This is a genomic window from Brevibacterium sp. FAM 27836 (assembly GCF_051351055.1).
Lineage (GTDB): Bacteria > Actinomycetota > Actinomycetes > Actinomycetales > Brevibacteriaceae > Brevibacterium.
In genome coordinates, this window is the sequence record NZ_CP195711.1 from 2,068,322 (window position 1) to 2,093,029 (window position 24,708).

A 24,708-nucleotide genomic window follows, 5' to 3' on the forward strand; every position below is an offset into this window, starting at 1 on the left:
GAGTTGCGAACTAGGATGAGGCCATGACGACCCACGACGCAGTGACCCGACTCCTCGACGCCCGCCGCCTGCAAGGCCTCCTGACGAATCAGAGCGGCCGCGTCATCGCCCAGTACTCGTTCCTCAACTCCGAGGGCAGCTCCTCCCTCAGCCACCTCGCCGATATCAGCGGCGAAGTGCCCCGCCGCATCACTCGCGGAGACCAGTCCATCGGCCCGGCCGCTCTGAGCGATAACGGGACGATCGTCTTCGCCGCCAAACGCAAGGGCGAGGACGGCAAGGACGCCGAGAGCCCGAGCCTGTGGGCGCTTCCCGACAACGGAGAGGCCCGCAAACTCGCCGACCATGAGGGCGGGTTCACCCGGATCGAGATCAAGGGGGAGACCCTCATCGTCGAGTTCCCCGTCCACACCTGGGCCGCCGATGAGAACGACCATCAGGAATTCAGTGCCGAACGCAGCGATGCCAAGATCAGCGGCATCCTCCACACGGGGTTCCCGATCCGGCGGTGGAATCAGGATCTGGGGCCGGGCCGGCAGACCCTGGCGGTAGCGAAACTCGACGAGGCTGCCGCCGACTTCCCCGAGGTCGCCGATGAGCTCAGCGCTCCGGCGGGCCTGGACTTCCGCTACCTGTCGCTGCCGTCCGGCCGCCTCATCGACTGGGCCGTCGACGACGATGCCCGGTTCGCCCTCGTCCAGCTCGAGAGGCCGATCCCCGGCCAGCTCGAAGCCAGTGAGATCTGGCGCGTCGACCTGGAGGGTGAGCCCGAGCTGCATCGGCTGACGAAGCCGGCCGCCGATCACTGCTTCGGCATCGAAGCCATCAGCCCGGACGGGACGAAGGCCCTGGTCAGCCGCGAACAGTTCTGGACTCCGCAGGCAAACCTCGCCGTCGACCTCATGGTCCTCGACCTCGAGACGGCCGAATTCGCTCCCGTGTGGCCGGACGCCGATTTCTGGTTCTCACCGATCTGGGTCGACGACTCGACGATCGCGGCGGCCGCCGACGATCACGGTCGCGGCAGCGTCTTCATCGGCGATCTGGCCGATGCGCAGCCTCGGCGCCTCGTCGGCGGTGTCGAGCAGAAGTATTCGTTCTCCGGTCTCGCACTGCGCGGGGACACGGTGGTCGCGACCGCCTCGGCGATCGATGTCGCGCCCATGCCGATCTCGATCGATCTTGCTACCGGGGTCATCAGCGAACTCGCGAACCCGGCGACGGCGCTCGACGAGGAGGGCACCCTCACCGAGGTGGAAGCCACGGCCGAGGACGGCACCCCGATCCGCGCGTGGCTGGTTCTGCCGGAGGGCGAGGGGCCGCACCCGCTCGTCGTGTTCGCCCACGGCGGCCCGTGGGGGTCGTGGAACGCATGGACATACCGGTGGAACCCTGCGCCCTTCGCCGCTGCCGGCTATGCGGTGCTGCTGCCGGATCCGGCGATCTCGACCGGGTACGGTCAGGCGATGATCGATCGCGGTCAGCAGCAGCTGGGTGGGACCCCGTTCACCGACATCATGACGCTCACCGAGACGGCCGGGGCGCGGGCGGACATCGACGCCGAACATGTCGCGTTGGCCGGAGGTTCCTACGGCGGCTACATGGCCAACTGGGTCGCCGGACACACGGGAAGCACGTTCAAGTGCATCGTCACCCACGCCTCCCTGTGGAACACCACGTCGATGGGGCGGACGACGGACAACTCCTCGTGGGACGAGGCGATGCGCGAACAGTCGGCGGAATACTCGCCACACCTCTTCGCCGATCAGATCGAAGTGCCCATGCTCGTCATCCACGGCGACAAGGACTACCGGGTGCCGATCGGGCAGGGACAGGAGCTGTGGCTCGACCTGCTCACGCAGTCGAAGACTCCGCTCAACGCCGACGGCGACACACAGCACCGATTCCTGTACTACCCGGATGAGGGGCACTGGATCCTCGGCCGCGGCAATGCCGAGGTCTGGTACCGCACGGTGCTGGCATTCCTCGACACGCATGTGCTCGGCATCGACGCGAACCGGGTCCGCACCCTGGGGTGAGCGAGAGCAGAGCGATGGAAGGACCTCGATGACACAGACCGAGCAGATCCCCGCCGAGGCGGTCATCCACAATGCGTGCATCCTCGACGGCGATCGGGCGACGTTCGCCGAGGAGACCGCGGACACGTGGATCGCGATCGCGCAGGGATCGGTCACTGCACGGGGCCGCGGGGACGGCTGGAAGGACAGGGCCGCCTCGGCCAGCGGTGACGTCATCGACGCGGCCGGCGGATTCGTGGCTCCCGCGTTCGTCGATATCCACTGCCACGGTGCCGGCGGAGCGAGCGCCGAGGACGGAGCAGGCGCTGAGGACGAAGCAAGCGCCGAGGACGGAGCAAGCGCTGAGGACGGAGCCGACGCGATCGACGCGATCCTCGACGTGCATCGTGATCACGGCACCGGCAGGCTCGCCCTGTCATTCGTCTCGGACACGATCGACGGGCTGTGCCGGTCTCTGCGTGCCGGGGCCGGGATCGTCCGCGATCGGGCCATGGTCACGGGCCTGCATGCCGAAGGTCCCTTCCTGTCCCCGGATTTCAAGGGTGCGCATGCACCCGAGGTGCTCACGTCGCCGACTCCTGAGGCGGTCGAGGCGCTCCTTGAGGCGGCCGCTGGAACGCTTGCGCAGGTCACCATCGCCCCCGAGCTGCCCGGTGCCCTCGACGCGATCAACCGGTTCACCGCGGCCGGGGTGCGTGTGGCCATCGGGCACACGGCCGCTGACTTCGAATTGGCCGCTGCGGCGTTCGACGCCGGGGCGAGTATCCTCACTCACGCGTTCAATGCGATGCCGGGCATCCACCACCGTGCTCCGGGGCCGGTTCTTGCCGCGGCCGAGGCCGAGCATGTCACCGTCGAACTCATCAATGACGGTGTCCACGTCGTGGCTCCGGTCGCACGCATGCTCCACGAACTCGTGCCCGGGCGCCTCGCGCTCATCACCGATGCCATGGCGGCAACCGGTCTGCGCGATGGAAATTATCACCTCGGTTCGCTCCCCGTCGAGGTCACGGATTCGGTAGCTCGCCTGGTCACCTCGGACGGCTCTCCCGGTGCCATCGCAGGGTCCACGTTGACGATGGACGAGGCCGTGCAGCGGGCCGTCGCCGAGGTGGGTCTCAGCCCGTTCGACGCTGTGCAGGCCGCGAGCCTCGTTCCTCTGCGAGCAGTGGGCGGTGCCGATGCAAACAACCTGCTGGCGATCGGGATGCCGGCGGACCTTCTGCTGCTCGATGACGATATGAACATCCGAGGCTCGCAGATGGGCGGTTGAACTCGGCTGAGCCCTGATGGCTGCTGGAAGCGATCGTCCTCGCACAGCGGCTGGACCAAACCGATCTCGGACGGCGGCTGGGCGAGACCATGCCGGGAACACGGCCGTACTCGGCTCTGCCCGGAAAATGGGCACAGTCGTCTCCTGCAAGCTGGGGGAGCTATTCGTCGAACAGAGAGTCGACGATGTCGTCTGCGATGAAGCGGGCGTGGAGGATCGGCGTGCGAGAGGGGTCTTTTGCGGCGGGCGGAATGTACGCCGGCCGTCCGTCGAGGAGCATCAAGGTGTCCCAATCGGAGCGATCGAGCAGGTGGTGATGATAGCTGCAGAGCAGTGCGAGATTGTTGACCTTGGTCTTGCCGCCGCGTGCCCAGGGCACCACATGGTTGGCGTCGCACCAACCGGGAGGAGCGTCACAGCCTGGGAAGGTACACCCTCGATCGCGAGCGGTGATCACTGACAGCTGTTTCCGATTGGCGAAGCGCTGCTCGGTTGCCACCTGCATGGTCTTGGCCTTGTCGCTCATGAGATGGAAGAACACCGAGCCGTTGAGGCCGTCAGCCATGAGTTCTTCGATGGGAATGGGGTTGTCAGCGCCTGTGGTGCCGTGCCCCTTGCCGCTGGCCAGATCCTCGGCCTTGGCGGTGACGACGAGGGCATACGGCGCTCCCGCGGTCGTACGCTGCTTGTCGATCGTAGAGACCAAACCGGCGAATCGCTCATAGATCCATTCCCGTGCTGAGGGCTGCTCGGCACTGACGTCGACGATCTCGCCGTTCTCGCGGACACCGACGCCTGGGGTATCGGACGGATTTCCGGCCGAGCGAACTGCAGCGAGGTTGGGCTCCGGTACGCGCTTGGCGTCATACCGCTCGCCGGAGAGCACCGCGTCGACGATCTCGAGCAGCTCTTCATCGGGAAGCGGAGCAGCTGTTCCCTCGGGTTCAAAGCCTTCGGTGTCGGATGCCAGATGCCCATCGGCAGCACACGAAGCACCTGCGATACCGGCCGCCGAGTCAGCCCCGTCAGTGTCAGGAGCATCGATGGCAGTCTTGTCGCCTTCACCGGCGGACTGAATCCGAGAGGTCAGCAGCCCGTTGAGGGTGCCGCCGGTGACGGGATCGAGCAGTCCCCGCACCTCCCAGTCGCCATTGGCCTTGGCGCGCATCGACATGCAGTACGCAGCGCGGTCAGTCGAGTCTTTCGGCTCCTCGCCGTCCGGGTCGATGTATCCCATGAGCTTGCCGAAGATCTCCCGCAGGTCCTTGAGGCGGACCTTGGGCGCGTTGCGGACCAGGCGCGACTCGACATCGGTGCGGATCTCTTGGCTGACCCAGTTGGGCAGCTTCCGCATGCAGTCTTCGATGACGGATGCCTGGGCGGCGGAGATGGTGCCGGCATGGAGCGCATCCGCGACGAGAGGGTAGAGCGGCGGCAGTGCCTGTCCGGCCATGTCGACGCGTCCGCCGAGGTTCTTGGCCATCTCGGTCCGGCGATTGGCCTCTGCGCCGGTGAGGTTGAACCGATTCTCGATGAGCGATTTCGTCGATTTGGCGCCGAAGTCACTGGGGGTGCCGACACGTTCGCAGACGGAAAGCGCAAGCGTCGACAGCGCTTCATTGATGCGTGTGATCGCCTCGACTCCGTCGGCGAGCATGATGGCCTGATCCGGTCCCATGGGGCGATCGAAGGTGCGCAGCTCATCCTTGAGGCTCATCAGCTGGGTGATGGCGGAGGTGACTTCCGGAGCGAAGCGACTGAGATCTGCCCACTCTTCGTCGGCCAGCAGGGGGTGACCGCTGGTCTGAGGGGAGTTGTCGGCATTCCGATCGGAATGATCGGAGCTGCGTTCGGGAGTGAGGGTCATGGGGATGATTTCCGTTCACCAACATCGTTGTTGTTGAAGTCCAGTGTACTCTCATCGCTCAGAGAACGCCATAGAGAATCGAAAAATATTTCGAACAATCTTCTGATGTTCGCAGATGTTCGGCGATAACGGCAGGTAAGTTTGTGTTATAAATTTGAGCCTGCTGTCAGTGGTGATCGATGGGGCCATCGCCCGCTCGCTGTCTGTGGTGATCGGCACGGCTACCGCCCGCTCGGCCGCTGTGCGAGCCGTACTGCCAGCCGCTGTGCGGGTGGCAGTGCCGGCCGCCGGGCCAGCCGAGTGCACCTGTTCGACTCGCCGGCCCACCCGCCGTCGGCCCGCCGCCGAGATCCCTGCCGCCACGCCGCGGCTTTCGCAGTCGCGAACTCGGCAGTCCGGTCCCGGCTTCGAATGCGTCACCCGGACGTGGCACGATTGGGGGTATGGATGCCCTGCTCCTCATCGACACCGACGACGCCAGCTATCCCAGTGATGACGCCATGGAGACCCTCGGCGACATCGTCACTCGCACCCGAGCCGTGGGCGGTGTACTCATCTTCGCCTCCACGAAGGAGGGCCTCGCCGACACTCCGGACGAGGAGGTGAGCATCTTCGTCCCCGACGAGGAGGATCTGGTGCTCCGCTCGAATGGTCCCGATGTCTTCGAAGGTGTCGACGATCTCGCGGCCGGTCTGCACGATATGGCCGTCGACCGGATCATCATCGCCGGCGCCGACGACACCGCGGAAGCTCCCAGCGCCAGCGCCAGCGCCAGCGCCAGCGCCGATACCGATGCCGATGCTCCCGCCGATGCTGATGCCGATGCCGATGCTCCCGGTGCGGTGTACGCCTCGGCGATGGCCGCGCTCGTGTGCAACTTCGATGTCATCGTCCTCTCCGATTCCACCACCGATCCTCACGGCGAACTCGTCACCTGGACCGATGCCGCCGAGTCGGCCGGAGCCATGATCAAGAAGACCGCCGACACCTGGCTGCGGATGTAGCTTTCGTCGCGCCCATGTTCACGGGGTCGATGAAGCGCCATCCGAGGTCACAGCGCTGCGAAGAAGAGCCGTGGTGCCGATTCGAGGCTCCCGCCGCCCGCAAGTTTCTACTTTGAGTAGAATGTGTGAATGGGTTGGGAATTCCACCTTCGTCCAGGCACCGATGGCACACGCATGTCGGTGCAGAGAGGCGAACTCGGGGCTGCATCAGAGGAGGAGCCATGACCGGATGGACGAAGTCCGTTCGCGCGCTCTTCGCTGCCCTCATCACGACCCTGCTGGCCCTGCTCATGCACCTCGGTGCCGGCGGCAGCGCCTCGCTCCTGGGCACCGGCGTCGTGTTCGTCCTGGTGCTCTGGGCGGCGATGATCCTCGCCGGCCGACGCCTCGGGTATCTCACTCTCACCGCTCTCCTCGGCCTCGGACAGGTGCTCATGCACCTGACGATGAGCTGGTCGGTGAACGCACACTCCGGAGCCCATGCGGGCGCACCTCCCGCCTCGGCGGGGGAGGGATCCGCCGGAGCCGCGATGAGTGCTCATGCGGGACACATCGTCCCTGCCCCGGGCACCCTCGACCTCGGATCGGCCGCCGCGGCCGCTTCTCATGCGCACGGCGGCACTTCGCCCGGGATGATCCTTGCCCACATCGCCGCGGTTCTCATCACCGCCGTGATCCTCAAACACGGTGAGGACATCGTCCTCACCATTCTGCAGCTGGCTCTGGGTCCGGTCGCCGGTGCACTGCGGGCCCTCGCCGAGGCGGCCGGCATTCTGGCCGACCATCCCTACCGGTCCGTGCTCGTTGCGTTCCGGCTGCCGCAGCCGATCGCTTCGGCCGTGGTCGGACCGAACTATCGCCGCGGCCCTCCTGCCCTCGTCTGACACCTCACTGCGACGGCGAAAACCGCCGTCACACCAACCCACCGAATGGTGGCAGTCGAAGACACCCGCGAACCAACACCGCTGCGAACCGGAACTGCCGCAACCCGGCACCGATGCGCCCCGATTCTGCCGCGGTTCGCCGCACCTGCACGACCAGCAGCGCACTCGATTGCACGAGCGGCCGCACACTCAATCGGACGTGCAGCCGCGAGCTCGAGCGCGTCAGCGGTGCCCCGATCGGACCGTGCACGCAGCGGCCCGTACGCGGCGGTATTCGACTGCACCGAAACACGAAAGTGCAGACATCATGCGAAAGAACATCACCCTGGCTATGGCCCTGCCCATCGCCGTCGTCATCGGCCTCTCCGGCTGCGGCCAGTCCGGCAGCCAGGCCGCCGATTCCTCGCAGCCTGAAGCGAGCGACTCGGCGTCGAACAGCCCCGCCTCCTCGCAGGTCGACGCCGATGCGCTCAGCCTCGACGACGCCTGGGTCAAGGCCGCTGAGGACGGAATGACCGCGGTCTTCGGCGAAGTCCGCAACAACACCGATCACGACATCAACCTCATCGAGGCGAAGTACCCGGACGCAAAGATGGTCGAACTCCACGAAACCTCTGAGGACGGCTCCGGCGGAATGTCGATGCAGGAGAAGGAAGGCGGCTTCGACATTCCGGCCGGGGAGAGCCTCAGCCTCGAACCCGGCGGCGATCACATCATGATCATGGGCTTGAAGAAGGCGATCCGACCCGGCGAGGAGATCACTCTCGACCTTGTCACCGCCGATCATCAGAGCATTGAGGTCACAGCAGTGGCGAAGGAGTACTCCGGGGCCGAGGAGAACTACGCCCCCGGGGAAGCCGAGGGCGCCGAATCCGGCGACGACCACGGCGATCATGGAGACCACGGCGACCACGGAGACCACGGCGACCACGGCGACCACGGAGACCACGAGGACTCCGATCATGGAGACCACGGTGACCACTGAGCAGTCTCCCTCCGGGTTCAGCCGCCGAGGTCTCATCACCTCGGCGGCCGCCGCCGGCAGTGCCGGTCTCCTCGGCGCAACCGCGGGATTCGGGCTCGGCCGGACCGGTCTTGGGTCGTCGGCGGCCGACGACAGCGGAGGATCGCCTCGGCGAGACCTGGACGGAGCGAACGGGGCACAGGTCGAACCGTTCTACGGCACTCACCAATCCGGCATCGAAACCCCGCCGCAGGCGTATGCGCATTTCCTTGCGTTCACGATGCGACCGGAGATCACCGCCGCCGAGGCGGTCCGCTGGCTGCGTCTGCTCACCGCGGATGCGGCCGCACTCACCCAGGGCACGGCCCCGCTGGCCGATTCCGAAGCCGAACTGGCTGCCGATCCGGCCCGTCTGACGGTGACCTTCGGGTTCGGTCCCGGGCTCGTCGCGCTGGCGGGCAAGGAGCACGTCCCGGACTGGCTGAAGCCCTTGGAGAAGTTCGGCATCGATCGCCTCGACCCGAATCGCTGCAAGGGTGACCTGCTCCTGCAGATCTGCGGCGACGACCCGCTGACCTTGGCCCATGCCCGGCGCATGCTGTTCAAGGATTCGCGATCGTTTGCAGAGGTGACGTGGCAGAGGGACGGGTTCCGTCGCGCCTACGGCAGCGCGGGGGAGGGGACGACGCAGCGCAACCTCTTCGGTCAGCTCGACGGCACGGCGAACCCCGGCCCGGGGTCCGAGGACTTCGCGCGGATCATCTGGGGTGCCGGAACCGATACGACCGAACCGGTGTTCTCGGCACGGGGAGAGCCTCCGGCCGACCTCGGCGCGCACCTGCCCGGATGGCTGCGTGGAGGCACGACGCTGGTGCTGCGCGACATCGCTATGAACCTCGACACGTGGGACAAGGCCGACCGTCCGGCTCGGGAGTTCTCGACGGGACGGACCTTGGACACCGGGGCCCCGCTGTCGGGAACCGACGAGTTCGACGTTCCGGACTTCGCCGCCGTCGACAAGCGTGGGCTGACGAAGATCTCGAAGGCCTCGCATGTGGCTCGGGCCCGTGACGGGCTGGGACCCGAAGTGCAGATCCACCGGCGCACGTTCAACTACGAAACCGGTGCCGGAGAGGATTCGGGGCTGCTGTTCGCGTCCTTCCAAGCCGACATCGAGCGTCAGTTCCTGCCGATCCAGCGCCGACTCGCCGAGGTGGATCTGCTCAACGAATGGACGACGCCGATCGGGTCGACGGTGTGGGCGATCCCGCCCGGAGCCGAGGAGGGAGGATACGTCGGGCAGTCGCTGTTCGAGGGGTGAAGCTCAGCCGGTGAGTGCGGTCCGCGTCAGAACAGCGGCTGCGGCAGCGCATCCTCGAATTCGAGCAGGCGACGTTTCGTGTCGAGTTCGTGCCCGGGCAGTCCGCCCGAATAGCCGCCGAGTCCGCTTCCCGCGACGACTCGGTGGCAGGGCACGATGATCGGGATCGGATTCAGTCCCATGATGCCGCCGACGGCACGCGCGGGGATTCCGGTCCCACTGGCCTCGGCGAGCTGCCCGTAGGTCACGGTGGCCCCCGCCGGCACGTCCTGGGCCAGTGTTGTGAGCACCGTGCGAGCGACGTCGGAGACCTCACCGAAGTCGACGGGCAGATCGAAATCGGTCCGACGGCCGTGAAAGTACGCACGCAGCTGGGCGACCGCCTCGGCGAGGAGTCGATCGTCGGGTTCGGGGGTGGGCACGGTCGCCTCGGTGCGGGTGAGCCACTCGAGACCGACGACAGACCGGCCGTCGCCGGTCACAGCGAGGGGACCGACGAAGGTGTCGATGATCGCCGAACTGTTCGTCATCTGGTGTCCTCCGGTCGGCCGAGTCTCTCAGACCACAGCCAGCCTATGACAAAGGCCCGGTCGAAGACTCGACCGGGCCAACGTCATCAGGCAATCACTTGGCGAGTTCGCCCTTCTTCAACTGATCGACGAAGTCCGGGTTGTCCTTCAGCCATTCAGCGACAGCCTTCTCATGATCGTCGCCTCCGTAGTGCTCATCGGAGAACATGAGGTTCTCGAGGCTGGCCAGGTGGTCATCGTCGAGAACGAGGTTCTGCAGCAGCTGCGAGACGTAAGGATGCTCATCTGCAGCTTCCTTGCCTGAGAAGCTGAAGATGCGCTCGGCATCGCCCATGGCACCCTTGGGGTCTTCGAGGTCGCGGACCGGGAAGGCGTCATAGGCCCAGTGCGGACGCCACAGAGTCACTGCAATGTTCTCATCGGCATCGGTCGACTTCTTCAGCTGCGCGAGCATCGCCGGGGTCGAAGAGATCTTGAAGTCGAGGTTGTCGAGCCCGTACTCCGGGATCGCCTTCTCCTTCGTGGTCTTCGTCAGACCGGCACCGGCGTCGATCCCGTACAGGATGTTGTTGTACTCGTCACCCATGTCCTTGAGATCGCCGATGGACTTGGCCGGGGAATCCTCGTTGACGGCGATGGTCAGCTTCGCATTGTCGTACCAGCAGCCGTGGTCGACGAGATCGTCGCCGTACTGTTCGAGGTAGCTCTCGTGAGTCAGCGGCAGCCAGCCGTCGGTGAAGAAGTCGATGTCGCCCTTGGCCACACCGGTGAACATCGGACCGGCATCGAGCTCCTTGGTGTCGACTTCATAGCCGTCTTCCTCGAGAATGTTCTTCAAGAGGTAGATGGTGGCGTACGACTCGTCCCAGCCGCTGAAGATGCCGAGAGAGACCTTCTTCTCGTCGTCCTCGGTGTCGGCGACGTCCTTCGAACCCTCACCGGGCTTGCACGAGGACCAGTCCTGTCCGCCGGCATTGGTCTCATCGTCACCGCCGCCGGCGGGCTCGCCACCGGAGTTGGACGCGCCGCATGCCGAGAGGACAAGCGCGCTGGCGGCGAGGATGCCGCCCAACTTGGTCAGAACTGACGTTTTCATATGACTCTCCTTTGGTAGTCGTTTCGGTTAGTTGAAGATTAGGCGGCCGCGGCCTTGCGAGCTCGCTCGATCGGGGTCTTCCTGCCCAGAGCAGCTGTGACGCGATCGAGGAAGATTGCGATGACCACGACGGCCAGACCGGCTTCGACGGCCAGTGGCACATCGACGTTCTGAATGCCGCCGACGACAGCACCACCGAGGCCGCCTGCGCCGACCATACCGGCGAGGACGACCATCGACAGGGCCAGCATGATGACCTGGTTGACACCCGCCATGATGGTCGGCATCGCCAGCGGGATCTGGATCTTCGAAAGAATGTGACCCGAGCTGGCCCCGAAGGCCTGACCGGCCTCGACGACTTCGGTGTTGACCTGACGGATCGCGAGTTCCGTCAGTCGCACTCCTGGAGGCAGAGCGAAGATGATCGTCGCCACTGCACCCGGCGTCTGGCCGATGCTGAACATGAGGATGGCCGGGACCAGGTAGGCCAGAGCCGGCATCGACTGCATGAAGTCGAGAACGGGTTTGACGACAGTCGAGACCCAACTCACCTTGGCAGCGAGGATGCCGAGTGGGATCGCAATGATGAGCGCGACGAGCACTGCCACGATGACAAGAGCCAAGGTCGACATCGTGTTGTCCCATTGGTCGAGGGCACGCACGAAGTAGAACCCGATGAGGGTGAATAGAGCGACCTTCCACCCCGCGGCGAAGAACGCGATCGCGGCCAGGATGATGATCATGACCAGATAGATCGGCGAGGAGAAGACGAGATAGAGAACCTCGTAGAGGCCGCTGAGAATGAAATTGATGATGTCCAGCAGCCACTGGAACGCTCCGATGAACCAGGTGAGGAAGTCGTTGACCCAGTCACCGACCGGAAGGCGCGGATTCATGAAGTCCATCAGTGCTTACCCCTTTCAGCGTCGGTGGCGCCTCGTGTGGCGGCACCGGTTCCCTCATCCGCACTGCCGGCGGCGGATTCGACGTCAGCCGAAGCGTCCGCCACTTCCGTCGGAGTCGCCTGTTCGTCGGTGAAAGCGGCGCCGTCTTCGCTGTCCGACTCAGCGGCACTCGGCGAGACGACGACCGGTTCCGAGGCTTCCTGCACAGGCGGGATCTCCCCGGTTGCGGGACCCGGATCGGCCATCGAGTTCAGCAGCGCCACGCGCGGCACGATGCCGAGCAGTCGCTGATTCTCATCGATGACGGTCAACGGAACCTTGGCCGCGGAGCTGGGCGCGAAGAGCTCCGAGATCGGAGTCTCGGGACGAACCGTGAACAGGTCTGTCTTCTCCACGATGTCGGCGATCGTCTGCTGCCCTTCGCGGGCGGCTCTGACCACGTTGCGGTCGCTGACCATGCCGAGCACGGTGCGATTGTCGTCGAGGACGAGCAGGCCCGAGGAGTTGCTGTCCTCGAGCGTGCGCATCGCCAGACGAGGGCCCGCTTCGATGCTGATCGTGGCCTTGGTCTCGCGCATGATCGAGGCGGCTGTGAGCACACGAGTGCGGTCGACGTCCTGAACGAACTCGGCGATGTAGTCATCGGCGGGCTGAGTCAGGATCTCCTCGGAGGTGCCGATCTGGACGATGCGTCCGTCACGCATCACCGCGATGCGATCGCCGAGGAACATCGCCTCGTTGAGGTCGTGCGTGATGAAGATGATGGTCTTGTTGAGCTTGGACTGAAGCTCCACGAGCTGTTCCTGCATCTCGCGGCGGATCAGCGGGTCGAGTGCGGAGAACGCCTCATCCATGAGCAGGATGTCGGTCTCCGCAGCGAGTGCGCGTGCCAGGCCGACACGCTGCTGCATTCCGCCGGAGAGCTGTTGCGGATATTTGTCGCCCCAGCCGTCGAGCCCGACGGCCTTGAGCCACTCCTCCGCCTTCTCCAGGCGCTGATTCTTCGGCATTCCCTGGATCTCCAGGGAATAGGCTGCGTTCTCACGCACCGTGCGGTGCGGCAGCAGAGCGAAGTGCTGGAACACCATCGACACGTGTTTGCCGCGGACCTTCCGCAGGGTCGACGAGTCCGCCGTCGAAATGTCCGTGCCGAGCACTTCGACGGACCCCCCGCTCGTATCCCAGAGTCCGTTGAGAGTACGGATCAGCGTCGACTTTCCCGAGCCCGACAGGCCCATGACGACGAAGATCTCGCCTTCCTCGACTTCGAAGCTCGCATCGATGACGGCAGCCGTGCCGAGCTTCGTGAGGTCCTTCCGGTCGGCCCCTTCTTCGAGCCGTTTGATCACTTCATTCGGCCGCTTGCCAAAGACTTTGTAGACATGTGATGCCTTGACGACAACGCTCATGTGCTTCCTCCTTGCATTCTTGGCTCTCCGCAAGAACGAGAGGCTTCACCCCCGTTTGCACGGTTCGGTGCTCGCAGATCCGATTGGTTCAATTGCGAACACGCCTCACCGCACACGGATATCTGATCCACCATTGTAGTTTTGTTCAGGAATTTCGGTAGATCTTTTATTGTCAATACTCGGTGTGGCGGCCTTGACTAGTGCTCTGACCTGGGGAAACGCAGGGTGCGACGTTACTTGATTGTTATAATCGGCAGTTGAGGCAGGTAGTTGTGACCTAAATGGATTTGCTGGCGAATGTGATTTCTTGATGGTGAAACGGAGCTTGCTCTTTCGCCTCGCCGGCGGCGAAGTCAGGAACGAGGCAGCGATTCGCTGAGGAAGCGGACGACAGCAGGCGTGACCACCTCGGCGAATTCCTCGAAGAATCCGTGCCTGCCTTCGGGGAGGATGAGCATCTGCGAACCGGCGATCCGCTCGTGGAGGATGTGCGCGTTGTCGACCGGGTTCATTCGGTCGTCGTCGCCGTGGACGATGAGCGTGGGCGCACTGATTTCGGGCAAGCGGTCCCAGGCATTGTGACCGGCGCTGATGCGCAGGTGGGCCGCCGATTCGGCAGGCGTCATCGTGTCATCGCCGAGCAGCTTGCTGTACTCCGACGGCACCGTCCATGCCGGAGTGTAGAAGAGATCGAAGAGGTAGCGGGTGTGCTCCTGGCCGCGCAGACGGGCGAGTGACTGTCCGACCTTGCGGGGGCGCTTGACCGAATGTGGGCCGCCCGGAGTCGTGCACCCGAGCACAAGCGCGCTGACCCGTTCGGGGAAGTCCAGGGCCAGCATCTGTGCGATCCGCCCGCCCATCGACGTGCCGTAGGCGGCGGCGCGCTCGACACCGAGGCGGTCGAGCACCTCGGCGGCATCGGCGGCGAAGCTTGTGGTGGAGAGTTCGCCGAGTTCACCCCGGCTGCCGCCGGTGCCCCGGTAGTCGAAGGTGATGGTGCGGAACTGCGGGGAGAAGTCCTCGCGCAGCTCAGCCCACCATTCGTGCGAGTTCGACTGGCCTTGCAGCAGGAGCAGCGCGGGGCCGTCTTCGGGCCCGCTGACCTGGATCGCGAGCGGAAATCCATCGCGTGTGCGGATCGTGTGCTCCCGCATCGTCTCCACTCGTGTCCTCCTGCCCGCGGGCGTGAGGTGAACGCCTACGCTTGAATCATGAAACCACTGCCGTTCCTCAATCCTGCCGCAGGATCGCCCGCCGTGCGCAATCCCGTCCGGCCGGCCGTGATCGTGCCGACCCAGGCCGTCGACGCCGAAGAGCTGACCGCGCAGTGCGCTGCGGCCGCGGCGACGGGCGCCGTCGATGCCATCGAATGGCGCATCGATCCCCTGCTCGCGCAGACGGCTGTTGCCGAGGCGGCGATCGGTGACGGTGCACACCCCGAGGACCTCTTCGCCGAGGCGGCCACCCGCACCGAGGAGGTGCTGCGGCTGCTGCCGCACGCGGCCGCGGCGGGGCTGCCGATACTTCTCACCGTGCGCACCGCGTTCGAAGGAGGCCTGGTCGAGATCACCGAGGGCGCCTACGCCGAGGTGCTGCGGCGTCTCATCACCGGTGTGACCGGAGCGGAGGCGGGCCCCGGCGGTTCCGCAGCAGCAGATGGGGCCGGAAACGCAACTGTGCCCGTGGCGATCGATGTGGAGATCGACCGGGCGGAGTCGCGTGCGCTCATCGCCGCGGCGAAGGAGAACGGCGTGCCCATCGTCGCGTCCCACCACAACTTCACGGCCACCGACCCGCTTGAAGAGCTGCGCGCGACATTTCGCACCATGGCCGAGGCCGGAGCCGATGTGGCGAAGGTGGCGATGATGCCGCAGACTCCTGCCGATGTGCTGCGTCTGTTGGACGCGACCGCCGAGGCGGCTGCGTCCTCGAGTCACCCCGTGCTCGGGATCTCGATGGGCCCATTGGGGCGGACCAGCCGAATCATGGGGTCAGACTTCGGCAGCTGCGCCTCGTTCGCGCAGCTGGGCACGGCTTCAGCGCCCGGTCAGATCGATGCGGTGGATCTCGCCGAGGTCTATGACCGGATCTACCGCTGAAGGGTCAGTCGAAGCTCTCTTCGATCTGCTTGCGGAACTTCTTCGGCAGGGCCTCCTCGCCGAAGTTGTTGCGCACGGTGTTCGCGGCGATGCGCTGCACCACGAGCTGTGCCACGGCCACACCGACACCGGAGACGATCGTCCAGGCGAGAGCTTCGGACATCGAGATCTCGTCATCGACGGGGTTCGACGGCGCCGGACGCTTCGTCGACTTCTCCCAGGCGACGGTCAGGGTCTTGCGAGCGACGAATGCGGCTGCGATGGGTGCTCCCACGCCGATGATCTGCCAAGCGAGCTTTCCCATGCTCGTGTCCTTTCCTTGAAGCTCAAACCCACGGCGACGCTGCGCCGTGTGAACGAAGTCCGTCCGAGACAACACTAACGCAGGACGGTGCCGGCGAAGCCAGGCGGCACGTCCCCCGATCGCGCAACATCACCGACTCGGGTGCGCGAGACCGATGTTCTCGGAAGCAGAACCCCTCCTTCTCGAGGGCCTCGGGGTCTCCGCCGCCTCGCGACAACGGCGCTGATCGCAGAAAGTCTCTCCATCTCATACTTTTGGGGGATGTGCGAATGACCTCGGCCGGGATAGCTTGAGATGACGATTCGGTGGGACGCGGGAAGGTCCGTGCCGAATCGTGACGAGAAAGGCGCATGATGCTGAGGAAGTGGAAGACGAGGATCGTCACCGCACTGTTCGTCTGTGGTGGCCTCGGATTCCTGCTGGTGCTGCTGCCCGGCCTGTCCGGTGTTTTCTGGCCGTTGTGGTTGGCCAGCTGCACCGTCTGCATCCTCGGGCTCGTGCTCGCCTTCACCCTCCCCTCGTCGGCACCCGCCGACACCCTGCCCCGGGCCTGAGGGTCCGGGGCAGCGCATCCCTGCTTGCCTCCCACCCGCAATGCCGACCGGCGAGACCCGCGGATCATACGAACCGTCGGCCGAGAGTCTCAGCCGAAGAGCCTCGCCGAACTGCCGGCTTCAGCCCGCGCGGACGATCGCTTGGAACCTCGCGGTGAGCTCCTCGTCGACGGGAATCGCATTCCCATCGAGTTCGCGCAGTGCCACGGCCGTGCGCATCGACGAGACGAACCACGCCGCATCGGCGGTCTTGACGTCTTCGAGGCGCAGATCGGCGTACTCGGCGCGCAGCCCCACCTCTTCGGCGCGATCGAAGATCAGCCTCTGCGTCGTACCGGCGAGCAGACCCGCTTCGGGGTCCGGGGTGAGGAGGCGGTCGCCTCGGCGGATGATGAGATTCGCGGTCGGGCCCTCGAGGACGATGCCGTCATGGGAGACGAAGAGCGCCTCTTCGGCGCCATGCGCCGCGGCATAGCGGCCGGCTGCCTGGTTGACGGCATAGGACAGGGTCTTCGCCCCGATGAGCAGCCACGGGGCCTTGCTGCCGATATACGCGTCGAAGCCGCGGTCGAGGCTCACTGCCGTGACGCCCTGCGCCCGTGCGGAGCGGATGTGGTCGTCCACGGGCACCGGGAACGCCCACCCGCGGGGCCGGAACTGTCCGTCAGCGCCCTGCTGGCCGCGGGACATCGCGTAGCGGATCCCGAACTCGCTGATTCCCGGCTCGGCGTCGGCCACCTCGGCGATGATCGCGTCGATGACCCGATCCCACAGCCCCTCGTCGGGATCCGGCAGCTCCAGCGCCGAGGCGGAGCTGCGGAACCGTGTGAAGTGCCGTTCGCGATTGACGACGGTGGCACCGTCGACGCCCATGCTGACGAGGACGGTTTCGAAGATTCCGTCCCCGCGATGGGCGGAGTGATCGGTGACCGGCAGCTGCGCGGCGGCCAGGTCGGCGAATTCGAAACTCGCGGTGGTGGGATCGACGAGGACGAGCGGATCGCTCATGCGGTACCTCCGAAGAACAGGCCGAGGATGTAGGTGATGGCGGCGGCCCCGAAGCCGATTCCGAGCTGACGCAGCGCGCGCGGTCCGGGGGACTTGCCCGAAAGCAGACCGACGATGCCGCCGGTGAACAGCAGGGCGATGCCGACGAGGCCGGCGGACAGGAATACGGCGGGCAGCCCGGACATGCCGAAGATATAGGGCAGGATCGGGATGAGGGCACCGGAGGAGAAGAAGCAGAAACTTGAGACGGCGGCGCCGAGGCCGGTGCCGAGTTCGTCGCGATCGACCCCGGAGTCGACGGTCGGCAGCTTCGGCGCCCGCTTGTTCTTCGCTGCCGCGATCGTGCGGTTCGCGCGCGCTTCGGCCTCCCGGGCGTCCATGCCGCGAGCACGGAAGACGAGGGCGAGCTCATTGGCGTCGATGTTGAGGTCGGCCAGAGCGTGCCGCGACTCGGGATCCGGGGTCGAGGCTTCGAGGAGTTCGCGTTGAGAGCGCACGGAGATGTACTCACCGGCACCCATCGACAGGGCTCCGGCGAGCAGACCGGAGGCGCCGGTGAGCAGGATGACCGTGTTCGACACGCCGGCCGCGCCGACGCCGAGGACGAGCGCGAGGTTCGAGACCAGCCCGTCGTTGGCGCCGAAGACGGCGGCACGGAAGTTGCCGGACAGGCGGGCTCGGGAGCGGGCGGCCAGGGCCCGGACCACCTCGGCGTGGATGCGTTCGTCGGCCGCCATCTCCGCCGAAGCCGCCTCGTCGTCCTCATAGGGAGAGCTCGTCTCGGACTGCTGTGCCAAGGCGAGGACGAAGACCGAACCGAACATCCGGCCGAGGAAGGCGAGGCAGCGGGTGACGAGGTCGGCGGAGCGACGCTTCTCCGCATGTTCGCCCAACAGCGTGATCCAGTGCTCCTGGTGGCGGGATTCGGCGGTGGCGAGGCTGAGGAGGATCTCGCGGTCTTCGCCCGTGCGGCGTTCGGCGAGGTCGCGGTACACGCGTTCCTCGAGCCGTTCGTTGGCGAGGTAGCGCTGCCAGCGGCGAATGGTCCGTCTGTCAGGTGAGGCGGGCTGCTGGGCCCCACCGACGGAGTCGTTGGTCGTCACTGGCCCGAGTCTAATCCGGCGCGCGGGGTTCGGTACAGGCGGGTGCCGGCGGGCTGCGTGGTCGCGCTCCAGTGCGCATGAAATCAACGAGTGACCGGTTGTTATCAATTCGTGACATTAAACCCGGCGAATGTCGACTAGATTAAAGCCCAATGTGAGTTGTGTCACCGTTTCGTTATAGAAGAATGTGATTCGTTACCAACGGCGAGTCATGACGGAACGTCAGAATCGAGCTTCCCCGCAAGCGCAGTCGTGGAGGCCGCCACCGATATGGACAGCCATGTCGGAGCGGTCGATTCCGGCGCGCCTTCCCCAGCGATTCCTCGGGCACAGACGAAGGAGCGAAAGGAACTCCATGAAGTTGCGCACGAAGAGCTGGCTGGCGATCACCGCCTCGGCCGGCCTGATTCTGGGCGGGGTGAGTCCGGCGCTGGCCGCAGGCCCCGCCGGCCCGACCGAACACACCGACATGGGCGTCAACGGTGACGCCGTGATGGATCATCTGCAGAAGCTCTCCGACATCTCGACCTCGCATACGGACGAAGGATTCCGTGCGTTGGGCACCCCCGGCTACGAAGAGGCCGTGGAATACGTCGAGGACACCCTCGAGGCCACAGGCGCCTTCGACGTCACTCGTCAGGCCTTCCAGCATGATCAGCAGAAGTTCCCCACTGTCGCGGTCAGCGTCGACGGGGAGGAGCTCGAGGTCGTACCCGCCGAGTACACCGAGGGCACGACCGAACCGCTGACCGACCTGCCCATCGTGCTGCCGGTCGATGACGACTACAGCGACCTGGCAGGCGGACAGCTCGGCTGTGAGGCCGGCGACTACGACGACAGTGCCGAAGGTGCGCTCGTGCTCGTCGTCCGCGGGGAATGCGCCTTCGGGGAGAAGACCCAGGCCGCCACCGATGCCGGAGCCGCCGCAGTCCTGCTCTACAACAACGACGAAGAGAACCCCGACGATGCGCTCAACGCCACCCTCGGCGAGCGCACGGAGGGCAATGCTCCCACTGTGGGGGCGAGCTTCAACATCGGCAACGATGTCCTCACCCAGGTCCAAGAGGCCGCCGAAGACGAGGCCCCGACCGCGGACTTCACCCTGGAGACCGAGTTCACCACCTCGACGACCTGGAACGTCATCGCCGAGACCAAGGCGGGCGATCACGACAACGTCCAGATGCTCGGTGCTCATCTCGACAGCGTCGAAGAGGGCCCCGGAGTCAACGACAACGGTTCCGGCTCCGCAGCCCTCCTGGCCAGCGCCGAGGCGCTCGCTCAGCAGCCGTCCGACGTCGACAACGCCATCCGCTTCGGGTGGTGGGGAGCTGAGGAGGAAGGCCTCGTCGGCTCGACCCACTACGTCGAGAGCCTCGACGATGCGGAACTGGGCAAGATCCAGTCGTACATGAACTTCGACATGATCGGCTCGGACAACTTCATCGTCGGCACCCTCGACTCCGACGGCTCCGATGTGCCGATTCCCGACGACGTCAACGTCCCCGAAGGCTCGGCCGAACTCGAGAAGATCTTCACCGACTACTTCGCGGACATCGACCAGCCGAACGTCGGCACCGATTTCTCCGGACGCTCGGACTACCAGGCGTTCATCGACAACGGCATTCCTGCCAGCGGCCTGTTCTCCGGCGCAGACGGCACGAAGACCGCCGAAGAAGCCGAGATGTTCGGCGGCACGGTCGGGGCGAAGCACGACACGAACTACCACCAGCCCACCGACACGATCGAGAACGTGAGCAAGGAGTCGATCGACATCTTCGCTCCGGCGATCGGATTCGCCGTGCACACGCTGGCCTACGAGCTCGTCGACGCCCCGACGACCCCGCCGACGGATCCGCCGACGGATCCGACCGATCCTCCGACCCAGACCCCGACCGACACGCCTGCCGAGCGGGCGCTGAGCATCGATCCGACGACGATCGAGGCCGAGGCCTTCGTCGGTGACAAGGGAGTCCAGGTCACGGCCACCGGCTGCACCGCCGACACCACGGCGACGATGAACGTCGACCCGCAGAACGGGAAGATCGAGAAGTTCGAGCAGACCGCGACGGTCGACGCGGACAGCACGGCACGCTTCGGAGTGCGCGGACTCGATGACTCGATGGTCGACAGCTACATCGGCACCTATGCCGTCACCGTCGACTGCGACGGGGGCGAGCCGCTGACCGGATCCTTCGAAGTCGTCGCCGCCGAAGACGGCTCCGGTGGCGGTGGCGGGGGAGACCTGCCCCGCACCGGCAACGAGGCCATGCCGCTGATCATCTCGGCCGGAGCGCTCATCGTGCTCGGTGTCCTGATGACTCTGGGCTCGCGTCGTCGCCGCGACTGAGAATCACACACCCACGGGTCGGTGACCGATGAGGTCGCCGACCCGTGTGGTCATTCACCCGGCGGAGCTGCGGGCATTCGACTCGCTGGCGTGGGGTCGCCGCCGTACGGATGCTCGTTTCGCCGCCGCGGGGTCGTTCGCTCCGCTGAGACGAATCCGCTCGGTCGGCGGTCTTCAGCTCACGTCCAACCCGACCAGGGACAATGGACTTCTGTGACTCCAAAACGTTTCTTCACATTCTTCGCAGTGGCCGAGACCGTCACCTGGTCTCTGCTCATCATCGGCATGATCCTCAAGTACGTCACGCACACCACCGAGGTGGGGGTGCGGATCGGCGGGGGCATCCACGGCTTCATCTTCATCTGCTTCGTCATCGCCGTCATCGGCGTCGGAACCTCGCAGCAGTGGAGCAAGCGGCGCATCGCCACGGGGCTCGGCTCGGCGATCATCCCCTACGCCACCATCCCGTTCGAGCGATCCGTCGAGAAGACCGGATCCCTCGAGGGCGAGTGGGGGCTCGGCCGCCGCGGTCGCGCGCCGGTCGGCTGGTTCGAGAAGCTCACCTCGTGGTGCATTCGGTACCCGTGGTGGGCCATCGGCATCGGCGTGGTCTTCGTCATCGTCGTCTTCTCGGGTCTGCTCGTGGCGGGCCCGCCCTGGGAATGGGGCAGATGATCGGCAGGTCCGCCCTGTTCTGTGTCGGTGGGCTCGCTTAGGATGAGTGGGGTCGGCCGGTGATCGGCCGACGGCACACCCCACTGCGATGAAAGGCCCACTGATGGACCTGCTACTCGGCGCCGGAGGAATCGGCGTCCTCGTCCTCGTCATTCTGATCGCACTGTTCGTGATCCTCCGCTCCTACAAGATCGCCTCCCCGTCCGAGGCGCTCATCATCACCGGGCGGAACGCATCGGGCGCTTCGGGCACCGGTCGCATCGTCATCGGCGGTCGCTCTGTCGTCTATCCGATCGTGCAGAAGGCGTTCATCCTCTCGCTGTCCTCGCGGCAGATCTCCGTCGAGATCGACGGCATCTCCATCAACGGCATCGCGCTGCGGCTGCGCGGCGTGGCGCAAGTCAAGGTCGGCGGCACCGAGGACGATGTGCGCAGGGCCGCGCAGCGCTTCCTCGACCAGCAGGATCAGATCGACCACTATTCGAAAGAGATCCTCTCCGGCACGCTGCGCGCCGTGGTCGGCACGCTCACGGTCGAGCAGATCATCCAGGACCGGGCCTCCTTCGCCGCTCAGGTGCAGGAGGAATCTGCGCACTCGATGAACAACCAGGGCCTCATCATCGACACCTTCCAGATCTCGGCGGTCGAGGATGAAGGCAGCTACCTGCGCGACTGGGGCCGTCCGCAGGCCGCCGAGGTGGCGAAGAACGCCGCCATCGCCGAGGCGAACGCCGGCCGCGCCTCCGCTGTTGAGGAAGCGCAGCAGAACGAAGAGACGCAGAAGCAGCAGGCGCTGACCGACCAGGCGATCGCCGAACAGCAGCAGCAGCTCGCGCTGCGTCGTGCCGCTCTGAAGGAAGAAGCCGATCAGCGTCAGGCCACTGCCGACAACGCCGGCCCCTTGGCCGCTGCGGCGGAGAAGCAGAAGCTGCTCGAACGCGATCGCGTGGTGGCCAAGGAGGCCGCAGAGCTGCGCGCCGAACAGCTCGACGCCGAAGTGCGTCGTCCAGCCGATGCCGAGCGCTATCGGCAGCAGGCGACCGCCGATGCCAGGGCCTACGAGATCGAGGCGCAGGGTCGGGCTGAAGCCGCGGCCGAGCTGCACCGTCGGTCGAAGGACGCCGAGGCGATCCGGCTCGAGGGCGAAGCCGAAGCCGATGCGATCCGGGCGCGCGGTGAAGCCGAAGCCGAGGCGCTGCAGGCGCAGGCCGAGGCGTACAAGCAGTTCAACGATGCGGCCGTGCTGTCGAAGGTGCTCGAAGTGCTGCCGACCGTGGCCGGCGAGCTCGTGGCGCCGTACGCGAACATCAAGGATCTTTCGATCGTGTCCACCGACGGAGAGTCGAAGCTGGCGAACTCCGTGTCGAACAACCTCGCGCAGGTGCTCGAAGTGGTGCGGGGCACGACCGGTGTCGACCTCACCGATCTCGTGGCCAAGGCGAAGGGCTCCGGCGGGGCGGGTTCGGCAGGATCGGACGATTCCTCGTCGCCCGAGGGCGGAGGACCGGCCGATTCGTCTGCGTCCTCGGGCGAGGGAACAGATGAGGTTGTCGATGGGGTCGTCGCGGACGGTCCGGCGTCTGCTGGGCCGCGGGCGAACCGCACGAGCTTCGACCCGAAGTCGTTCCTCGATGACAGCGGCGTCGACCTCGACCGGATCGGCGATGAGGTGAAGAAGGCGACCGGCTTCGATGTGCAGTCCTATATCGACGAGGCGAAGCGCCGCCTCGACGAGCGTGGAGCGGCCGGCGGCTCCGGAGAGGATTCGGATTCAGACACGGATTCGGGCTCGGACTCGGATCCGGACTCGGACGAGGGCGATACGCGTTCCGAGGACTGACTGGCTCAGCGGACCCTGTTGTTGATTCAGCGGGCCCCGGTGTACGCGGCACGGGCACCGATCAGACGATCTGGTCGGTGCCCGCTGCCGTTCCCGGCCCCTTCTGTGCGGGTGAGCAACGTCACCGCAGGCACTGTATATAAACGCATGTGCATATGTTAATGTGTTGAGTCGGGAGGTTCATATGGCTCATGATCATTCGCATGGTTCGGGATCGCGGCGTCAGCTGGGAATCGTTTTCGGCATCGTCGCTGCGATCTTCGTCTTCCAGCTCATCGGCTCCGTCATCACCGGCAGTCTCGCGCTGCTCGTCGACACCGGCCACAATGCCGTCGACCTCATCGGCATCGGCATCGCACTCTTCGCGGCGACGCTGGTCAACAAACCGGCCGGTGGGCAGAAGACCTGGGGATTCAAGCGTGCCGAAGTGCTTGCCGCGGGTGCGCAGGCGACTCTGCTGTTGGGCCTCGGCGTCTACAGCCTCATCGAGGGCGTCCGCCGATTCTTCGCCCCGCCTGAGGTGCCCGGGCCGGGCCTGCTGCTCTTCGGGGCCATCGGTCTGGTCGGCAATCTCGTTTCGATCGCCATCCTCAGTTCCTCGAGGGAGAATTCGCTCAACCTCAAAGCGGCATTCCTGGAAGTCATCGCCGATGCGCTCGGGTCCGTGGCCGTCATTCTCGCGGCGCTGTCGATCTGGCTCTTCGGCTGGGAGCGCGCCGACGCGGTGGCGGCGCTGGTCATCGCGGCCCTCATCGTTCCCCGGGCCTTTTCGATCCTCCGAGAGACCGGGTCGATCCTCCTCGAGGTCGCTCCGAAGGAACTCGACCTGGACAAGGTTCGGGAGCATCTCGAATCGGTCGAGCACGTGCAGGAGGTCCACGATCTCCACGTCACCCGCATCGATTCGAACCTGCCGGTGCTCACGGCTCATGTGGTGCTCGCCGACGAATGCTTCTACGACGGACATGCTCCGCGCATCCTCAAGGCTCTCCAGGAGTGCCTGGCCGAGCACCACAAGATTGCGATCGAACACTCGACCTTCCAGTTCGACCGCGCGAAGGATGCCGCTGAGGAGATCCACACCCACGAGTGAGGCGGGGTTCCTTGCCAGCGGTGTCTTGTGGGTGCGAGGACCGCTTTCGACTGCCTGCTCAGGCTGCCACGGTCTCTTCGGCGTTGATGGCTTCGAGCTGAGCAACGATCGCCTCGGTCATCTCGACCGTATTCGACTCGCCGCCCGGGCCCCGAAGCAAGATCCCGGCCCCGGTTGCGTTCTCAGTAGCCCGGCCTACGCGGTCGGCCTCTGCTGCCAGGCCGAACTGGTCGAGCATGAGCGCGGCTGGGTCGCCTTCGACTTCACCGGAACCGTCCTCATCGTGGCACTGGTGCGGGTGATGATCGGAGTCGTGGGTCTCGGGCAGTAGGCAAGGGGCCCGGGGCATCAAACGTTGCTGAAGCGGGTCGTCATTTTGGGTCATACTCGAAA

The 24,708-nt window shown here is 65.6% G+C and carries 22 protein-coding genes; 12 read left to right on the forward strand and 10 right to left on the reverse strand.

Features of this window, described 5'->3' with window-relative positions; translation table 11 throughout:
• Window positions 1–23 precede the first annotated feature (23 nt).
• Together ACSE4D_RS09340 and ACSE4D_RS09345 are read left to right on the forward strand one after the other, a co-directional pair.
• Window positions 24–2,039, forward strand: a complete 2,016-nt coding sequence (locus tag ACSE4D_RS09340) for a S9 family peptidase (RefSeq protein WP_135541619.1) — start codon at window positions 24–26, stop codon at window positions 2,037–2,039.
• A 28-nt stretch (window positions 2,040–2,067) separates the two neighbouring features.
• Entirely contained in the window at window positions 2,068–3,312 is a 1,245-nt protein-coding gene (locus ACSE4D_RS09345; protein ID WP_135541617.1) for an N-acetylglucosamine-6-phosphate deacetylase, read from the forward strand.
• A gap of 160 nt (window positions 3,313–3,472) precedes the next feature.
• On the opposite strand, the gene ACSE4D_RS09350 is transcribed toward ACSE4D_RS09345, so the two are convergent.
• Window positions 3,473–5,179 carry an HNH endonuclease signature motif containing protein gene (locus ACSE4D_RS09350; RefSeq protein ID WP_135541615.1) on the reverse strand — a complete coding sequence of 569 codons (1,707 nt, stop codon included), beginning with the start codon at window positions 5,177–5,179 and terminating at the stop codon, window positions 3,473–3,475.
• A 443-nt stretch (window positions 5,180–5,622) separates the two neighbouring features.
• Here ACSE4D_RS09350 and ACSE4D_RS09355 point away from each other — a divergent pair, with 443 nt between their 5' ends.
• The 4 genes from ACSE4D_RS09355 to ACSE4D_RS09370 all read left to right on the forward strand — a co-directional run bounded on the left by ACSE4D_RS09355 (window position 5,623) and on the right by ACSE4D_RS09370 (window position 9,352).
• Window positions 5,623–6,183, forward strand: coding sequence for a hypothetical protein (locus ACSE4D_RS09355; protein WP_167854469.1), 561 nt, complete (start codon window positions 5,623–5,625; stop codon window positions 6,181–6,183).
• A gap of 221 nt (window positions 6,184–6,404) precedes the next feature.
• The gene (locus ACSE4D_RS09360; RefSeq protein WP_135541611.1) at window positions 6,405–7,067 is read left to right on the forward strand and encodes a hypothetical protein; all 663 of its coding nucleotides are present in this window, start codon (window positions 6,405–6,407) and stop codon (window positions 7,065–7,067) included.
• Window positions 7,068–7,374: 307 nt separating this feature from the next.
• Complete coding sequence (locus ACSE4D_RS09365) at window positions 7,375–8,052, forward strand: copper chaperone PCu(A)C (RefSeq protein ID WP_135541609.1); 678 nt, start codon at window positions 7,375–7,377, stop codon at window positions 8,050–8,052.
• A complete protein-coding gene (locus ACSE4D_RS09370) occupies window positions 8,030–9,352 on the forward strand; it encodes a Dyp-type peroxidase (protein WP_135541719.1) in 1,323 nt (440 codons plus the stop codon). The genes ACSE4D_RS09365 and ACSE4D_RS09370 overlap by 23 nt, the downstream gene beginning before the upstream one ends.
• Before the next feature lie 26 nt (window positions 9,353–9,378).
• Here ACSE4D_RS09370 and ACSE4D_RS09375 read toward each other — a convergent pair whose 3' ends face one another.
• The 5 genes from ACSE4D_RS09375 to ACSE4D_RS09395 all read right to left on the reverse strand — a co-directional run bounded on the left by ACSE4D_RS09375 (window position 9,379) and on the right by ACSE4D_RS09395 (window position 14,446).
• Window positions 9,379–9,882 (reverse strand): methylated-DNA--[protein]-cysteine S-methyltransferase, encoded by a 504-nt coding sequence (locus ACSE4D_RS09375; RefSeq protein WP_135541607.1) that lies wholly within the window; start codon window positions 9,880–9,882, stop codon window positions 9,379–9,381.
• Between the two features lie 94 nt (window positions 9,883–9,976).
• A complete protein-coding gene (locus ACSE4D_RS09380; protein ID WP_135541605.1) occupies window positions 9,977–10,978 on the reverse strand; it encodes a glycine betaine ABC transporter substrate-binding protein in 1,002 nt (333 codons plus the stop codon).
• A 38-nt stretch (window positions 10,979–11,016) separates the two neighbouring features.
• A complete protein-coding gene (locus tag ACSE4D_RS09385) occupies window positions 11,017–11,874 on the reverse strand; it encodes an ABC transporter permease (RefSeq protein ID WP_205683379.1) in 858 nt (285 codons plus the stop codon).
• Between the two features lie 8 nt (window positions 11,875–11,882).
• Entirely contained in the window at window positions 11,883–13,292 is a 1,410-nt protein-coding gene (locus tag ACSE4D_RS09390) for a quaternary amine ABC transporter ATP-binding protein (protein WP_135541601.1), read from the reverse strand.
• Window positions 13,293–13,645: 353 nt separating this feature from the next.
• Window positions 13,646–14,446 (reverse strand): alpha/beta fold hydrolase, encoded by an 801-nt coding sequence (locus ACSE4D_RS09395; protein ID WP_167854472.1) that lies wholly within the window; start codon window positions 14,444–14,446, stop codon window positions 13,646–13,648.
• 57 nt (window positions 14,447–14,503) lie between these two features.
• On the opposite strand from ACSE4D_RS09395, the gene ACSE4D_RS09400 reads away from it, so the two are divergent.
• Window positions 14,504–15,391, forward strand: coding sequence for a type I 3-dehydroquinate dehydratase (locus ACSE4D_RS09400; RefSeq protein WP_135541597.1), 888 nt, complete (start codon window positions 14,504–14,506; stop codon window positions 15,389–15,391).
• Window positions 15,392–15,395: 4 nt separating this feature from the next.
• Here ACSE4D_RS09400 and ACSE4D_RS09405 read toward each other — a convergent pair whose 3' ends face one another.
• The gene (locus ACSE4D_RS09405) at window positions 15,396–15,695 is read right to left on the reverse strand and encodes a DUF4235 domain-containing protein (protein WP_135541595.1); all 300 of its coding nucleotides are present in this window, start codon (window positions 15,693–15,695) and stop codon (window positions 15,396–15,398) included.
• Window positions 15,696–16,045: 350 nt separating this feature from the next.
• Between ACSE4D_RS09405 and ACSE4D_RS09410 the strand changes: the two genes are divergently transcribed.
• The gene (locus tag ACSE4D_RS09410; protein ID WP_135541593.1) at window positions 16,046–16,249 is read left to right on the forward strand and encodes a hypothetical protein; all 204 of its coding nucleotides are present in this window, start codon (window positions 16,046–16,048) and stop codon (window positions 16,247–16,249) included.
• Window positions 16,250–16,369: 120 nt separating this feature from the next.
• Here ACSE4D_RS09410 and ACSE4D_RS09415 read toward each other — a convergent pair whose 3' ends face one another.
• A complete protein-coding gene (locus ACSE4D_RS09415; protein ID WP_135541591.1) occupies window positions 16,370–17,257 on the reverse strand; it encodes an aminotransferase class IV in 888 nt (295 codons plus the stop codon).
• Window positions 17,254–18,360 (reverse strand): VIT1/CCC1 transporter family protein, encoded by a 1,107-nt coding sequence (locus ACSE4D_RS09420; RefSeq protein ID WP_135541589.1) that lies wholly within the window; start codon window positions 18,358–18,360, stop codon window positions 17,254–17,256. The genes ACSE4D_RS09415 and ACSE4D_RS09420 overlap by 4 nt, the downstream gene beginning before the upstream one ends.
• Before the next feature lie 355 nt (window positions 18,361–18,715).
• Here ACSE4D_RS09420 and ACSE4D_RS09425 point away from each other — a divergent pair, with 355 nt between their 5' ends.
• The 4 genes from ACSE4D_RS09425 to ACSE4D_RS09440 all read left to right on the forward strand — a co-directional run bounded on the left by ACSE4D_RS09425 (window position 18,716) and on the right by ACSE4D_RS09440 (window position 24,315).
• Window positions 18,716–20,707 (forward strand): M28 family peptidase, encoded by a 1,992-nt coding sequence (locus tag ACSE4D_RS09425; RefSeq protein WP_135541587.1) that lies wholly within the window; start codon window positions 18,716–18,718, stop codon window positions 20,705–20,707.
• A gap of 213 nt (window positions 20,708–20,920) precedes the next feature.
• Window positions 20,921–21,382 (forward strand): DUF3817 domain-containing protein, encoded by a 462-nt coding sequence (locus ACSE4D_RS09430; RefSeq protein ID WP_135541585.1) that lies wholly within the window; start codon window positions 20,921–20,923, stop codon window positions 21,380–21,382.
• Window positions 21,383–21,485: 103 nt separating this feature from the next.
• Window positions 21,486–23,222 carry a flotillin family protein gene (locus ACSE4D_RS09435; RefSeq protein WP_135541583.1) on the forward strand — a complete coding sequence of 579 codons (1,737 nt, stop codon included), beginning with the start codon at window positions 21,486–21,488 and terminating at the stop codon, window positions 23,220–23,222.
• Between the two features lie 184 nt (window positions 23,223–23,406).
• Window positions 23,407–24,315 carry a cation diffusion facilitator family transporter gene (locus ACSE4D_RS09440; RefSeq protein WP_135541581.1) on the forward strand — a complete coding sequence of 303 codons (909 nt, stop codon included), beginning with the start codon at window positions 23,407–23,409 and terminating at the stop codon, window positions 24,313–24,315.
• Window positions 24,316–24,373: 58 nt separating this feature from the next.
• Here the strand turns inward: ACSE4D_RS09440 and ACSE4D_RS09445 are convergent, their stop codons facing one another.
• Complete coding sequence (locus ACSE4D_RS09445) at window positions 24,374–24,664, reverse strand: hypothetical protein (RefSeq protein ID WP_205683378.1); 291 nt, start codon at window positions 24,662–24,664, stop codon at window positions 24,374–24,376.
• Window positions 24,665–24,708: the final 44 nt, after the last annotated feature.

Bases quoted from the DNA above. Each gene is read 5' to 3' on its own strand.
- ACSE4D_RS09340 (WP_135541619.1), top strand. From the start codon at position 24: ATGACGACCCACGACGCAGTGACCCGACTCCTCGACGCCCGCCGCCTG.
- ACSE4D_RS09345 (WP_135541617.1), top strand. From the start codon at position 2,068: ATGACACAGACCGAGCAGATCCCCGCCGAGGCGGTCATCCACAATGCG.
- ACSE4D_RS09350 (WP_135541615.1), bottom strand. From the start codon at position 5,179: ATGACCCTCACTCCCGAACGCAGCTCCGATCATTCCGATCGGAATGCC.
- ACSE4D_RS09355 (WP_167854469.1), top strand. From the start codon at position 5,623: ATGGATGCCCTGCTCCTCATCGACACCGACGACGCCAGCTATCCCAGT.
- ACSE4D_RS09360 (WP_135541611.1), top strand. From the start codon at position 6,405: ATGACCGGATGGACGAAGTCCGTTCGCGCGCTCTTCGCTGCCCTCATC.
- ACSE4D_RS09365 (WP_135541609.1), top strand. From the start codon at position 7,375: ATGCGAAAGAACATCACCCTGGCTATGGCCCTGCCCATCGCCGTCGTC.
- ACSE4D_RS09370 (WP_135541719.1), top strand. From the start codon at position 8,030: ATGGAGACCACGGTGACCACTGAGCAGTCTCCCTCCGGGTTCAGCCGC.
- ACSE4D_RS09375 (WP_135541607.1), bottom strand. From the start codon at position 9,882: ATGACGAACAGTTCGGCGATCATCGACACCTTCGTCGGTCCCCTCGCT.
- ACSE4D_RS09380 (WP_135541605.1), bottom strand. From the start codon at position 10,978: ATGAAAACGTCAGTTCTGACCAAGTTGGGCGGCATCCTCGCCGCCAGC.
- ACSE4D_RS09385 (WP_205683379.1), bottom strand. From the start codon at position 11,874: ATGAATCCGCGCCTTCCGGTCGGTGACTGGGTCAACGACTTCCTCACC.
- ACSE4D_RS09390 (WP_135541601.1), bottom strand. From the start codon at position 13,292: ATGAGCGTTGTCGTCAAGGCATCACATGTCTACAAAGTCTTTGGCAAG.
- ACSE4D_RS09395 (WP_167854472.1), bottom strand. From the start codon at position 14,446: ATGCGGGAGCACACGATCCGCACACGCGATGGATTTCCGCTCGCGATC.
- ACSE4D_RS09400 (WP_135541597.1), top strand. From the start codon at position 14,504: ATGAAACCACTGCCGTTCCTCAATCCTGCCGCAGGATCGCCCGCCGTG.
- ACSE4D_RS09405 (WP_135541595.1), bottom strand. From the start codon at position 15,695: ATGGGAAAGCTCGCTTGGCAGATCATCGGCGTGGGAGCACCCATCGCA.
- ACSE4D_RS09410 (WP_135541593.1), top strand. From the start codon at position 16,046: ATGATGCTGAGGAAGTGGAAGACGAGGATCGTCACCGCACTGTTCGTC.
- ACSE4D_RS09415 (WP_135541591.1), bottom strand. From the start codon at position 17,257: ATGAGCGATCCGCTCGTCCTCGTCGATCCCACCACCGCGAGTTTCGAA.
- ACSE4D_RS09425 (WP_135541587.1), top strand. From the start codon at position 18,716: ATGAAGTTGCGCACGAAGAGCTGGCTGGCGATCACCGCCTCGGCCGGC.
- ACSE4D_RS09435 (WP_135541583.1), top strand. From the start codon at position 21,486: ATGGACCTGCTACTCGGCGCCGGAGGAATCGGCGTCCTCGTCCTCGTC.
- ACSE4D_RS09440 (WP_135541581.1), top strand. From the start codon at position 23,407: ATGGCTCATGATCATTCGCATGGTTCGGGATCGCGGCGTCAGCTGGGA.
- ACSE4D_RS09445 (WP_205683378.1), bottom strand. From the start codon at position 24,664: ATGCCCCGGGCCCCTTGCCTACTGCCCGAGACCCACGACTCCGATCAT.